At 69.8% G+C, this 13,324-nt stretch carries 6 protein-coding genes and 2 pseudogenes; 3 read left to right on the top strand and 5 right to left on the bottom strand.

Annotated elements, in window-relative coordinates; genetic code table 11:
* Window position 1 precedes the first annotated feature (1 nt).
* The gene (locus tag BMX65_RS33060; protein WP_075002958.1) at window positions 2-382 is read right to left on the bottom strand and encodes a DUF5958 family protein; all 381 of its coding nucleotides are present in this window, start codon (window positions 380-382) and stop codon (window positions 2-4) included.
* 244 nt (window positions 383-626) lie between these two features.
* On the opposite strand from BMX65_RS33060, the pseudogene BMX65_RS26915 reads away from it, so the two are divergent.
* A pseudogene (locus tag BMX65_RS26915) lies at window positions 627-1,391 on the top strand (tyrosine-type recombinase/integrase); the annotation flags it as partial.
* Window positions 1,392-1,851: 460 nt separating this feature from the next.
* Here BMX65_RS26915 and BMX65_RS26905 read toward each other — a convergent pair.
* A pseudogene (locus tag BMX65_RS26905) lies at window positions 1,852-5,232 on the bottom strand (polymorphic toxin-type HINT domain-containing protein); the annotation flags it as partial.
* A 619-nt stretch (window positions 5,233-5,851) separates the two neighbouring features.
* Window positions 5,852-7,261, bottom strand: coding sequence for a peptidase C39 family protein (locus tag BMX65_RS26895; RefSeq protein WP_075002954.1), 1,410 nt, complete (start codon window positions 7,259-7,261; stop codon window positions 5,852-5,854).
* Window positions 7,262-7,514: 253 nt separating this feature from the next.
* Here BMX65_RS26895 and BMX65_RS26890 point away from each other — a divergent pair, with 253 nt between their 5' ends.
* Together BMX65_RS26890 and BMX65_RS26885 are read left to right on the top strand one after the other, a co-directional pair.
* On the top strand, window positions 7,515-8,156 hold the full coding sequence (locus BMX65_RS26890) for a uridine kinase family protein (protein ID WP_075002953.1): 642 nt from the start codon (window positions 7,515-7,517) through the stop codon (window positions 8,154-8,156).
* Between the two features lie 382 nt (window positions 8,157-8,538).
* Window positions 8,539-10,662, top strand: coding sequence for an AAA family ATPase (locus tag BMX65_RS26885; RefSeq protein ID WP_398764115.1), 2,124 nt, complete (start codon window positions 8,539-8,541; stop codon window positions 10,660-10,662).
* Here BMX65_RS26885 and BMX65_RS26880 read toward each other — a convergent pair.
* Both BMX65_RS26880 and BMX65_RS26875 read right to left on the bottom strand, forming a co-directional pair.
* Window positions 10,583-11,809, bottom strand: a complete 1,227-nt coding sequence (locus tag BMX65_RS26880) for a hemolysin family protein (protein ID WP_075002951.1) — start codon at window positions 11,807-11,809, stop codon at window positions 10,583-10,585. The genes BMX65_RS26885 and BMX65_RS26880 overlap by 80 nt on opposite strands.
* Complete coding sequence (locus tag BMX65_RS26875) at window positions 11,806-13,230, bottom strand: hemolysin family protein (RefSeq protein WP_075002950.1); 1,425 nt, start codon at window positions 13,228-13,230, stop codon at window positions 11,806-11,808. The genes BMX65_RS26880 and BMX65_RS26875 overlap by 4 nt, the downstream gene beginning before the upstream one ends.
* Window positions 13,231-13,324 lie beyond the last annotated feature (94 nt).

Below are 13,324 nucleotides of genomic sequence, written 5' to 3'. Positions count from 1 at the left end.
CTTACGACAGGTTGTGCCAGGCGTGGCTACAAGTTCCTCGGCACTCCGTTTCTCTTCGTCGCGTATCAGCTACTGCGAACGTAGACACGAGGATGCGAAATGATTTCACGTACTCACCGGGAGGCAGATTTATGATCTTCCCCATCTGTTCGAGAATCGGTTCCCGGACAATCAGCACTGCCGGGGTCATGGTCGGCTTGACACCTGATCGCGGTAGCCCCTCACGCGCGTCGTTCACCGTTGCATGGGCCTGCATGGCGTAACGAACAGCCTCATGCAGTACCGCCTTCTGCTGAGCCTGTTCCAACGAGGAGAACCAGGCCACAGCATCGTCCAGGGCGCGGAGCCCTTGAGCGACCTCGTTGATGACGCGCTCTGACACTCGCAAATCCTCACCTGCTCCGGGGCTCGAATACCACGTACGGCCTATTCCGATCCAGCTCTGCATAATCGGGCCGGTTCGGATTATAGCTTTGCCAGAAGTCTCGACCGCGCCCGCTCCCTTCACCGTCACCTGTCCCTCTTGGCAGTGAATTCTTGACGCTGTGACGAGTTCTGGACGGGCCAGACAGGATGTAGTCCCAGTCTGACGTCGGATTGGGGGTTCCGTTTGCGCGGCTTCCGACCACGATGTGCTGAAGTCGGCACTGGAACACGCCGTCCGCGAAGACGAGCTGCCCCGCAACGTCGCCCGCAACGTCAAGACCACCACGCACCAGCCCAGGCGCTTCCGTCCGCTCACCGCGGCAGAGGCCCGCCAGTTCCTCGATGCGGCCCGTGCCGACCGGCTCCACGCGCTGTACGAACTCGCGCTCCGTACCGGGCTCCGCAAGGGCGAACTCCTCGGCCTCCACTGGGAAGACCTCGACCTCACCACCGGAACGGCCAGCATCCGCCGCTCGCTCCAGCGCACCCGCACCGGCGGCCTCACCCACCTACCCACCAAAACCCGGGCGTCCGAACGCCGCATCGCCCTCCCGACCGAATGCATCCACTCCCTCAAGGAGCACAAGGAACGGCAGGACAGGGAGCGAGAGACCGCTGGATCAGCCTGGCAGGACAGCGGCCTCGTCTTCACCACCCCTACCGGCGGGCCTCTCGACCCTGCCAACATCACCCGCCGCTTACGCAGCTTCCTCGACCGGGCCGGACTCCGGCGCATCCGCTTCCACGATCTCCGCCACTCGACGGCCACCCTGCTCCTGGAACAGGGCGTCGACCTCATCGTGATCAAGGAGCTGCTGGGACACGCCCACATCGGCGTCACCGCAGGCGTATACGCCCACGTGCGTCTCCGCCTCCAGCGCCAGGCCATCGACACCCTGAGCGATGCACTCGGCCTTACCGACAACGACCCCGACGATCCGCCCGCCGCAGCCGTCGTCCGCTGACGTTGCCGTCAGCGTTGCCGTCAAACACCCCAGAAGCCCCGCCGGATCCCGGCGGGGCTTCCCATTCGCGCCCGGAAGTAGATCCGATCAGACTCTATGACATGACTATTCGATCCACCTCTGGGAGCGAAGTCGGGGGTTCATCGCCATACCAGGCGTATTCAAGGCCGGACAGCATGCCCGTTTCAGTCCAGAGAATGATTTCGCCAATAAGCTCGCCCCCCTCGTCAATAACCGTGCAAGTTACCGGCACAACCCCATCCGAGATAGGAGCAGGAGCCGTATCATTCGTGACTCGCAAGTCAACACTTGCAGAATTGGATCCCCACAGGGCCACCACCCGAACCCAATCAAGCTGATGGCGGAGCTCTGCCGCTCCAGGGAAGTCCAGTTGCAGAATCTGCTCCGCTACTGCCCGCTCCTTACTGGTCAGCGGGCGCGGTTCAACGGGAACCCGCATCTACTTGCCTCCAGGGAACTTATCGGGGTTGAACGCCGTGCCGATTCTCGGAACGCCGTTTACGACAGCTCCTCGAATAGTCACGTTCTCACCATCAATGACTCGACCCACTTCAAATCGCCCCGCTGTCGGAAGGTCGCTTACATCTCCCAGACTGTCCACGATACGTCGCATTGCCTGCTCGCGGCCGCCAGAACGAGCGACTAGGTCAGCGAAGCCATGCTTCTCCGGGTCGATAACATGCTCCAGCTTTGCTGGCGTACTCGCCGACTTGTAGGTCTCGTCCAGGATTTTCGGACAGAGTCCACCCGAATTGTGCACGAGGACCGGAGTCTGTCCCGCCAGCACATAGTACGTGTGCACACCCTCGACAGTGAGATTGTAGGTGCGTCGGCGGTCCGTGTAGTGGTGGGTGGACTTGACGGTGACAGTGGTGTGGCCGTCGTCGGTTCGCAGGGTGGTACCGGGGGTCAGGTCTCCGGCTTCGACCCAGCTCCGTTTGGAGACCGACCAGAACGGGTGCTCGTCGGTCGCGGTGAGGGTCTCGGTGCCCTTCGGGGTCTTCAGGGTGAGCCGAGTGAAGTGCTTGTCCTCGTCGGTGACGATCGTCGCGGTGACTTCGTGCTCGCTGGTCTTGCCGGTTTTGGGATCGGTGGTACGGACTTTGTCACCGAGTTCGATGTCCTCGATGCTCTTCACCGAGCCATCGGCCATTTCGACGCCAGTGCCGGCCAGGAAGCACTTGCAACCCGAGCGCGCACCCTTCTTCGCCCCGCGCTGCACCCCCTTGCCGCGATTTGCCCCCTTCTCGGCTGCCTTGGCAACCTTCGCAGCGGCCTTGCCCAGCTTGAGGACCTTGAACCAGGGCAGGTCCATCGCCGCACTCGCGCAGTCGGCGCTGACGTCGGGGTCGGATATGCAGCCCTGCCAGGCATCGGCGTCCGGAAGAACGACCTCGAACGCGAATTTCAGGACGTTCAACACGGGATCGCTACCATGGTCCGGGTACGGGCCCGGCGTGGGCGACGGCCCCGGACTCGGCTTGGGGCGGCGGTAGTCGACAGTGCTGACGTGATAGCCGGCCCTCCGCCCCACGCTGCTTCCCAGCCACCTGCCGATGGAGGAGGAGGCACGATTCCACCGGGATGCCTGTCTGTGGACGGCTACGGCGGTCTTCTTGATCTGCTTCCAAATGCCGCCGAAGAGCAGGCCGGTGGGGTCGGAGTTCACGACGGGGCTGTTGTTGCCGTAGGTGTAGCCGTTGATCTGCTGCGGATCGGTCAGGTCCATCACCGGGTCCACAGAGAGGAACGTCCCGGTCGCCGGATCGTATTCGCGGGCCCCGAGGTGGGTGAGGCCGGTGTCGGCACTGTCGTCGATGCCGCCGACGAAGCTCTTGCTGCCCGGCCACGATCCAGGCTTCTCGCCGCGTGGGCCCCCGAAGGGCAAGGTTCGGCGCTGTGTCAGCTTCAGATCCTTCGCCGCGACGGCCAGTTGTCCGGTGCCCTGGTGATCGGCCGCGGTGAAGGTGAGCGTGCCGTCGTCCTGCTGGACGGCCTCATTGCCGCTGCCCAGCGGCGTGTAACGGGTGGCCTCGGGCTTGTCCGCCCCCTTGGCCAGGGTGACTTCGGTGTGGCCCTGGCCCAGGTACAGCGTTGTCCTGCTCGGGGTACGCGCGATCAGGCGGTTGCCGTCGGCGTCGTAGAGGTACTCAGTGGTTTGTTCCTCGGGCCCCTCCTCTCCGCCACCGGTGCTCTCCTCGAGCGGTTCTGTGACCTTGGCCAGATGCCCTTCCGCATCCCACCGCAGCTTCTGCGGAGTGCCGTCAAGGGTGCGCGTCGTCGTGTTGCCCGACTCGTCGTAGTCGTAGGAGTCGCGGGTGGCGGTACCACTCGGCAGCTCGGTCGTGACCGAGCTCAGCGCGTGCGGCTGCGGCTCGCCAGGCTTGGGGTAGGTATAGGTGCGCTTGGTGTCCTTTGTTCCGCCTCCGGTGTCGTGCTGCGTCTCGGTGAGCCGGTTGCCGGACTTGCCGTAGGTGTAGGAGTGCCAGTACGGCGCGGGGCCGGCGATCTCGCCTGCTGTGGGATCGTCGTCGCACGCCTTGTCGCTCTGGGTCCAGGCATCGGTCAAGCGGCGCAGATAGTCGTAGGTGAAGCACTGGGTGTCGGTGCCGCTGCGCGAGGTGTCCGAGAGGGACAGGACGTTGCCGGCCTGGTCGTAGCGGTAGGTGTTGTGACGGTCGACACCGGGCTGATCCTCCCGGTCGACCCTGCTGGTGGCCAGCCGCCGGGTGCCCCACTCGTAGGTGTTGGTGATCCAGGTCTTCTTGCCACCGCTGGTCGCCCCGAGCGTGTGCTGCAGCGGCTTCCCCGTCAGGGAGTAGCTGGTGTCCGCTTTGAAGCCGCTCGCCAGAACGGAAGTCGGACGCAGGGTCTCCTTTTCGTAGCTGGTGGTGTAGCCGCCGCCGGGCAGCGAGCCGGCCGCCGAGTAGCTGATGCCCCCGACGAGACCGGAGGGGAGGTACCGGGTACCGGTCTGGTAGGTACCGGCCAGTTTCCCTTCCTTCTCGGGGATCACCACAGCTGTTTTGACCGGTCGGTAGAGCCGGTCGTAGCTCGTCACCTTCGAGCTGTAGGCGGCTCCGTCCGCATAACGGGTCGATTCGGTCAGCTGGCCCTTTGCACCGCTGATGGAGTCGTAGACCCATTTGGCGCGCAGTTCGCCAGAAGGGCTGCCCTCGCGCAGCTCGGTGGGGCGGCCCAGGTTGTCGTAGACGTGGGCGAGGGTGGTGCCTCTGGCGTCCGTAGCGGTCACCAACTGGTCGTGGTCGTCGTAAGCGCTGGTGGTGGTGCCCTTGTCGGGGTCGTGGCTTTTGACCTGGCGGCCCAGTTGGTCGTAGCTGTAGGTCCAGGTGTTGCCGGCCGGATCGGTGACCTTGGCCAGCTGCCCTCCGGGGGTATATGCGTACTTCGTCGCGTCGAAGGCCGCGTCAGCAGTGCGCTTGTGGTGCTGGCGCAGTTCGATGGTGCGGTCCCGGGCGTCGGTCAGTGTCGTGGTCGCCGTGCCGCCCTGCGGCGGGATGACGGTGGTCCGGTCTCCGCCGTAACTGGTCGTCGTGGTGCCCAGGGTCTTGCCGCCGTCGCCGTTGCCGGCGATCAGCCTCTCCTCGGTGGGCCGTCCGAGCCCGTCGTACTCTGTGCGGGTCTGCGACTCGACGCTCAGTGCCTGCTCCGGCTCGAAGAGCGCGCGGTTCGGTTTGCCTTCGGCGTAGTAGGACTCGAAAGTTCTGGCTGCGAGGCCACGTTCGTCATAGAAGGTGTCGGTCAGGAGGCGTCCACCGTCGGGACCGGGTTCCTGGGTCTGTCGTTCCCGCAGTGCACCCGTAAGTGGTGTGCAGGCCGGGGCCCTTCAGCGGTCTGTCGCAGCCGTGCAGGCGGGCTGAGAGGGGGAGCCCCCGGCACAGAAAAGGCCCGCCGTGCCTCGTGGGGGCTTTTCGCAGTCCGGGGGCCCAGCCGGACAGGACGTGGATGCGAGCTGGGCGAACGTCTCGTTCTTGCGCAGGTGTGCCAGGGCGGGGCAAGCCTGGTGGAAGCAACCGGGCTTGTGCCACTGCGAGTTCAGTTCACGCCTTCGGGCGTGGATGAGCCAGGAGGCATGCCCGACCAGCTCATGCGGGACGTCGAGGATGGAAGGACACGGAACCGACGGAGCCCCTCGGTTGCCGGTGTGATGAGTGAGATCACCACGCCGACGACGAGGGGCTCCGCCACGCCACCACCCTCGCTGACCAGCCCATTTCATCTCTACGGCACGGGATGAAAGAGGTCAGCGGACCACCGTGACCCTGACGAATGGTGTCGCCATCCACGAGGTGTCCCGCTGGCTGGGCACCGTTCGATCAAGGTCACGGTCGACCGCTGCGGCCATCTGACACAGAACGGCCACGAGCGCTGCCGTCAGGTGGTGGCCACGGTGTCTGCCGACCACCTGCCCAGCGGGTTCAGCACACTCCGTGCTTGCGCAGCACCCGCCGCTGGGCGCCGGTCGGCTTCGTCGGGAAGTAGAGGTAGCAGATGCCGCCGGTGCCGCCGACGACCTTGCCGTCGGCGTTCTTGCGCTTGGTCCGCAGCCAGATGTTCTCGAACTGCCGCCGCTGGTAGACGTGCCGGACGGAGGGATCGTCCGGTGAGTTGGGGTCGTTGGCGATGACGTCGCCGGACGCGGTGAAGCCGATGACGGTCATCAGGTGGCCCGAGGTGCCGTATCCGGCGCCGTCCAGTTCGGACTCGAGGAAGGACTGGGAGGTGATCAGCGGGATGCCCGCCGCGACGAGTTCCTCGGCCTCGTTCAGGGAGTTCATGCGGGTGACGACCGCGTTCATGTCCCGGTAGGTACTGGCGTAGGCGCCGTTGAAGGGCCAGTTGCCGCAGCCTTCGTACCGGTAGTCGAAGGTGTACCGGGCGGCGTGGCAGACCTGTGGGTCGGCGTAGTCGGGATCGACCCAGGCCAGGTCCTCGGCGCTGGGCCTGCGGCCCCAGTACTCGATGATCATCTGCGAGGAGGTGGGGCTGCACCACGCCTCTCCCCCGTTGTCGTACTCGGGGTACTGGCCCTTGTGGATCTCCTGCGAGTAGCGCGGCACCTTCAGCTCCACGGCCCGGCCGAGGCCCGGCTCGGAGGCGGGGACCTCGAAGCGGTCGGGCACGTCGGAGCACATCGCGCCGGCGCGCCAGACGGTGGGGGTGGTGCGGCTGCCCGGGGCCCGGTAGAGGGTCAGGCGGAGCCGGTAGGACCTCAGACGGAGCCCGGTGGAGGGGTCGTCGAGGGCGAAGGTGTCGGTGTAGATGGTGCTCTTGCCGTCCTTCTGGCTGCCGACCGAGGTGCGGCGCGGTACGTCGTCGCCGTCGCCGGAGGTCCAGATGCCCATGGTGTACCAGGGCGTGTGCCCGCCGTCCGAGTAGCTGCCGCGCAGTTCGACGCGGATCCAGGTGCCCTCGGGGGTGTGGGCGTTCCAGGAGGCGATGGCCTCACTCGCGGGGACGGCGCAGGTGTGGCGCGGTGAGGTCCAGGTGGCGTATTCCCAGTCGGCCTTCCTGCCGGTGTGCGGATCGGTGTAGGAGGTGGTGCCCGCGGGATTCCCGAGCACGATGCCCGGGCGCCTGCCCGACCGCACCCGGGTGCCGTCGGCCTCGCCCGCGGCCCAGTCGCGCCGGGAGGCCCAGTCGTGGAACTCCACGTGTCCTGCCTTCCCCGGTCGGCCCGGCCGGGGCGGGCGGCCGGTGTGCGGCGCCCCGGTGGTTCCACCCGTCCGGGCGTCGGCTGCCAGAGCGGTGGGGGCCGCACCGGCCGAGGCGGCCACGGCGACCGCGGCGGCCAGGACGGTACGGCGGTTGGCGGATCTGCTGGTCATGCGGAGTGCCCCCAGTCGTGGGTCGGTGCGGTGGTGCCTCACGGTGGTGCGCGGCGTCGTACCCGGTCCTGCCCTGCGGTCCGGTCCGGGTCGTACGCGGAAGCCAACTATCGCGGCTCGGCGGGGCGCGTGCCAGGGCTTCGGCCGCTCGGCATGCCGCCGTCATTGGCCGAGACCGGTGACGCGCCGTGGCGGTCCGGCAGGCGCGGGAGTGGTCCGCACATCTGTGTGAACCGGGACGTACGCTGGGAGGATGTCTGCACCGCTCCCGCTCGACGCGCTCGCCGACCGGCTCGCTGCGCTGCCCGCCTCGTGCGGACCGGTGCGCCTGGTCGGTGTGGACGGGCATGCCGGATCGGGCAAGACGACCCTGGCCCGGGAGCTGTCGGAGCGGCTGGGCGGGGCACCGGTGCTGCACCTGGACGACCTGGCCTGCCACGAGAGCCTGTTCGACTGGACGGATCGGCTGACCCGGCAGGTCCTCGAACCGCTGGAGCGGGGAGTCCGCGCACGCTACGTGGTGTACGACTGGGTGGCGCGCGCCTTCTCGGCGGAGGCCGAGCTGCCGCCCGCGCCGGTCGTCCTCGTCGAGGGCGTGGGGGCGGGACGGGCAGCCCTGCGTCCCCGGCTGGCCTGCCTGCTGTGGGTCGAGATGGCGGCCGGCGACGCGTGGCGGCGCGGGCGCCGCCGCGACGGTCCGGCACAGCGGGACTTCTGGGCGCAGTGGATCCCCGCGGAGCGCGCGCATTTCGCGGCCGACCCCTCGCGCCCGTTCGCGGACTTCCTGGTAGGCGAAACGGGCCCGGGACGCACGGGGTACGAGGTGCGGGAGAGGCGTGGAGAGACGCCGAACCCGGCGCTGAATATGACGCTCCGTATAAGTGACGGCCGTTGACGGCATGTTGTCGGCACGGTGTGCAACCGAGCGGCTTGACCATCGGCGCGGGACCGATTAGTTTTCCAACAGGCGGTCTGCGCAGGCCGTCTTCACACGCGAAGCCCCCGGTTGTTCCCCCGTGACCGGGGGCTTCGTTCTGCCTCGGAACACCCGAAGCGGAACAAGAACCTCACATTTTCCTCACCCTCCGTATTGGCTCTACGGATGCCCTTCCGCGCCGGCTTCCCCCTCGCATCCCGCCGCGACAGGCCGTTCCGCGCGCCCGGAAGCCGGGTACACCGCCCTTCGACAGCGCCCTGAGCACGGGTACGATGCGGAACAGCGTGGGAACCCCGGGTGATAACCGGCAGATGACGGGGGACATTTCGTGGGGGACGTGATGAACTTCGGCACGCAGGACCCCCAGGGCCTGCACGCCCCGGCCGAACTCGCCTGGCTGCGCGGGGTGGACGCGTACACCATCGGCGGATACGCGCAAGCCGAGGAGGAGTTCCGCACCGCGGTGCGGCTCGATCCGGGGATGGCCGACGCCTGGCTGGGCCTGCACGCACTGCGCGCCGACACCGCGACCGCGCTGCTGCGGATGCACCACCACCGGGAACGCTTCGGCGAGCAGCGCGCCCGGCACGGACGCACTCTCAATTCCTGGTACTGGCTGGGCTGGTGGGTGCAGCCCGTGCTGGAGTACGAACGGGACCTGCTGCTGGCGCATGCCTCACACTGGCTGGACGGACGCCATGTCGCCGAACTCGACCGTGCCCTGGCGGGGTGCCCCCCGGTGGACGCCGACCCGCAGGTGCGGTTCCTGCACGCATGCCGGGCCTATCTGGCCAAGGACTGGGAGGGGCTGGTCGCGCACACCGAGCCGCTGGTGGACGATCCCCTGCTGGGTATCGAGGCCGGGCTGTTCGCGGGCATGGCCCGGGTCCGGCTGGAGATGTACGGGCAGGCCGAGCCGCTGCTCGCCGCCGCGCTGATGCGCTGCCGCAGCGAACAGCCGCAGCGCAAGGAGCTGCGCTACTGGCTGGCGCGCGCCCGGGAGGGCACCGGGCGCAGCGCGGCGGCACTGCCGCTCTACCGCGCGGTGCACCGCGTCGACCCGACCTTCATGGACACGGCGGCCCGGCTGACCACCATCGCGGACAGCGACGGTGGCGGCGGGACGGCGGAGGATCTGGCAGCCGCCGTGCTCTCCGGCTCGCTGGGCGGCCCGGACCGGACCGCGGCCCCGGAGCTGTTCGACAGAGGAGCCGAGCCGCCCGGCGACCCGGCGCAGCCCGCCGATCCGGCGGATCCCTCCGACGGCGCCGCAGCGGAGGAGGGCCGTCCCCTCTCCGGCGGCTCCGGGTTCCGGGACGGGGGTGCGCGCCGCAAGGACCCGGGCGCGCCGCCGGGCGCCGCCGACGGTGGGGAGCCGGAGCTGGAGGCCCTGGAGGACTTGGAGGACCTGGAGGACGAGGCGGGGGCAGCCGATCCGCTGGTGGATCCGGAGGCCGACGCACTGCGGCTGGAGGACTCCGGTGACCCGGCCGAGCCCGTCCGCGTCGACACCGGCGTCCTGCGCGGGGCCGCCGCCGGGGACGGCAGAGTGCCGACCGGGCCCTCGGATCCGGTGCTGCTGGCACAGGCGCTGGAGGAGCTGGAGCGGATGGTCGGACTGGAGCCGGTCAAGCGCCAGGTCCGGGCGCTCTCCGCGCAGTTGCACATGGCCCGGCTGCGCGCCGGTCAGGGGCTGCCCGTCCAGCCGCCGAAGCGGCACTTCGTCTTCTCCGGGCCCTCCGGCACGGGCAAGACCACGGTGGCCCGGATCCTGGGCCGGGCCTTCTACGCGCTGGGGCTGCTGGGCGGCGACCATCTGGTCGAGGCGCAGCGCGCCGATCTGGTCGGCGAGTTCCTGGGGCAGACGGCGGTCAAGGCCAACGAGCTGATCGACTCGGCGCTGGGCGGGGTGCTGTTCGTCGACGAGGCGTACGCGCTCTCCAACTCCGGTTACACCAAGGGCGACGCCTACGGCGACGAGGCGCTGCAGGTGCTGCTCAAGCGCGCGGAGGACAACCGGGACCAACTGGTGGTGATCCTGGCGGGCTACCCGGAGGGGATGGACCGGCTGCTGGCGGCCAACCCGGGGCTCTCCTCCCGCTTCACCACCCGCGTCGACTTCCCCAGCTACCGTCCGCTGGAACTGACGGCGATCGGCGAGGTGCTGGCCGCCGACAACGGCGACGTCTGGGACGAGGAGGCGCTGGAGGAGCTGCGCAGCATCAGCGGGCACGTCGTCGACCAGGGCTGGATCGACGAGCTGGGCAACGGCCGCTTCCTGCGCACCCTCTACGAGAAGAGCTGCGCCTACCGGGATCTGCGGCTGTCCGGCTACGCGGGCACCCCGACCCGCGACGATCTGGCGACGCTCCGGCTGCCCGACCTCATGCAGGCGTACGGCGAGGTGCTGTCGGGGCGGGGGCCGGACGGCTCTCGTCCCGGTCCGCAGCCGCCGCCGGGTTAGCGCCCTCCGCGCCGTCCCCCCGGGTGTCCGGCAGCCGCCGGGCCCCCGGCAGGGCGCCGCCGGCTGCGGCGGGCAGCGCCGCCGCGGCGGCGGGACGGCCGGTCCCGGGGCCGCCCGGGTCGGTATGGGCGGGGTCGTGCACCTCGCCGACCAGGATCTCCAGCACGTCCTCCAGCGCGGCCACCCCCAGCACCCGACCCGCGGCGTCGGCGACGGCGGCCAGATGGGAGGCGCCGGCCCGCATGGCGGTCAGCGCGTCGTCCAGCGGCAGCTCGCCGCGCAGTGTGGCGATGGGGCGCCACAGCCGCTGCGGTACGGCCCGGTCGGCTTCCTCCAGGTCGAGCACGTCCTTGACGTGCAGGTACCCCAGGAAGCCGCCGTCCTCGGCGCGCACCGGGAAGCGGGAGTAGCCGGTGCGCACCGTCAGTTCCTCCACCTGGCGCGGGGTGACGTCGGTGCCGACGGTGACCAGCTCGGTGCGGCCCAGCAGAACGTCGGTCAGCGGCCGGGAGCCGAGTTCCAGCGCGTCGGCCAGCCGCTCGTGTTCGTCCGGCTCCAGCAGACCCGCCTGGCGGGAGTCGTCCACGAGCTGGTTGAGCTGTTCGCTGGTGAAGGCGGCCGCCACCTCGTCCTTGGGCTCGACACGGAAGAGCCGCAGGACGAGGGTGGCGCACGCCCCGAGCGCCGCGGTGACCGGCCGGGTCAGCCGCGCGAAGGCGACCAGCGCGGGGCCGAGCCACAGCGCGGTGCGCTCGGGCGCTGCCATCGCCAGGTTCTTGGGCACCATCTCGCCCACGACCAGGTGGAAGAAGACCACCACGGCCAGCGCGAGCACATAGCCCACCGGGTGCACGAGCGCCTCGGGCAGCCGGGCGGCGTGGAAGGCGGGCTCCAGCAGGTGGGCCAGCGTCGGTTCGGCCACCGCCCCCAGCGTCAGCGAGCAGACGGTGATCCCGAACTGCGCGGCGGCCATCATCTGCGGCAGCGTCTCCAGTCCGCGCAGCACGCGCCGGGCACGCACCGATCCGCCGGCCGCGAGCGGCTCGATCTGGCTGCGGCGTACCGAGACCAGCGCGAACTCGGCGCCGACGAAGAAGCCGTTGGCGAGCACGAGCAGTGCGGCGAAGAGGAGTTGCAGCACGCTCATGACGCCACCGCCTCCACGCTCCGGGCCGGCCGCGGAGCGGCGGCGTCGGCCGGGCCGGAGCGAGCGGCGGGGCGGGCCGGAGCCACGATGCGGACGCGTTCGGCACGGTGGTGGGCCACGTGCCGCACCCGCAGCTGCCACTCCGGGCCGTCCTCGCCGGCCCGCGGGTGCGGCACCCGCAGCCGGGCGGTGTCGCCGGGCGCCGGGATGCGGCCCAGCAGGTCGGCGACGAGCCCGGCGACGGTCTCGTAGGGGCCCTCGGGGACCTCCAGGCCGATGCCGCGCAGGGCACCGACCCGGCAGCCGCCGTCCGCCTCCCAGGCCGGGCGGCCCTCCGCCTCGGCGGGCGCCGGGGCCAGCTCGGGCAGTTCGTCGTAGAGCTGCCCGTCGTGCTCGTCGCGCACCTCGCCGACGATCTCCTCGACGATGTCCTCGAGCGTGACGACCCCGGCCGTACCGCCGTACTCGTCCACGACCACGGCGATGGGCTGTTCGCTGCGCAGCCGCGCCAGCAGCGGGCGGACGGGGAGCGTCTGGGGGACGAGCAGCGCCGGGACGGCGATCCGGGCGGCGGGGGTGTGCAGCCGCCGGTGCGCGGGCACGGCGAGCGCGTCCTTGAGGTGCACCATGCCGACGACCTCGTCCAGGGTGTCCTGGTAGACGGGGAAGCGGGAGAGTCCGGTGGCGCGGGTGAGGTTGAGGACGTCCTCCGCGGTCGCCGCGGCCTGCAGCGCGCCGACCCGGACGCGGGGTGTCATCACGTGCTGGGCGGTCAGCCCGCCCAGCGCCAGGGTGCGCACGAACAGGTCCGCGGTGTCCTGTTCGAGAGCCCCGGCACGGGCCGAGTGGTGGGCGAGGGAGACGAGTTCGCCGGGGGTGCGCGCGGAGGCGAGCTCCTCGGCCGGCTGGACTCCGAAGAGCCGCACGAGGCGGTTGGCCGCCGCGTTCAGGCCCGCGATGACCGGCCGGAAGGTGCGGGAGAAGAGGCGCTGCGGGCCGGCGACGAACCGGGCGACCGCCAGCGGCCGGGAGACGGCCCAGTTCTTGGGCACCAGTTCGCCGACGACCATCTGGACCGCGGAGGCGGTCAGCATCCCGGTGACGACGGCGATCCCGCCGACGGCGCCGGCCGGTATCCCGAGCGCGCCCAGCGGCCCGCTCAGCAGCCGGGCCAGCGCGGGCTCGGCCAGCATGCCGGTGACCAGGGAGGTGAGGGTGATGCCGAGCTGGGTGCCGGAGAGCTGGAAGGAGAGCTCGCGCAGCGCCAGGACGACGCCGCGCGCCTTGCGGTCGCCCTCGGCTGCGGCGCGTTCGGCTTCGGGTCTCTCGACGGTGACGAGCCCGAACTCGGCCGCGACGAAGAAGCCGTTGGCGAGTACGAGCAGGAACGCCACACCGAGCAGGACGAGCGGGAGGGTCATGCCGCGCCCCCGTGGAGACGGGACGCGGCGCATGTACTACAGGACGATCCGTCCATCGCTGGAGGGTCTCACTCCTCGGTTCGCAGGTGCCCGC

It is taken from the genome of Streptomyces qinglanensis, from assembly GCF_900111245.1.
GTDB lineage: Bacteria > Actinomycetota > Actinomycetes > Streptomycetales > Streptomycetaceae > Streptomyces > Streptomyces qinglanensis.
Note: the sequence above shows the minus strand (reverse complement) of the source record. Positions and strands in the feature narration are given on the sequence as shown.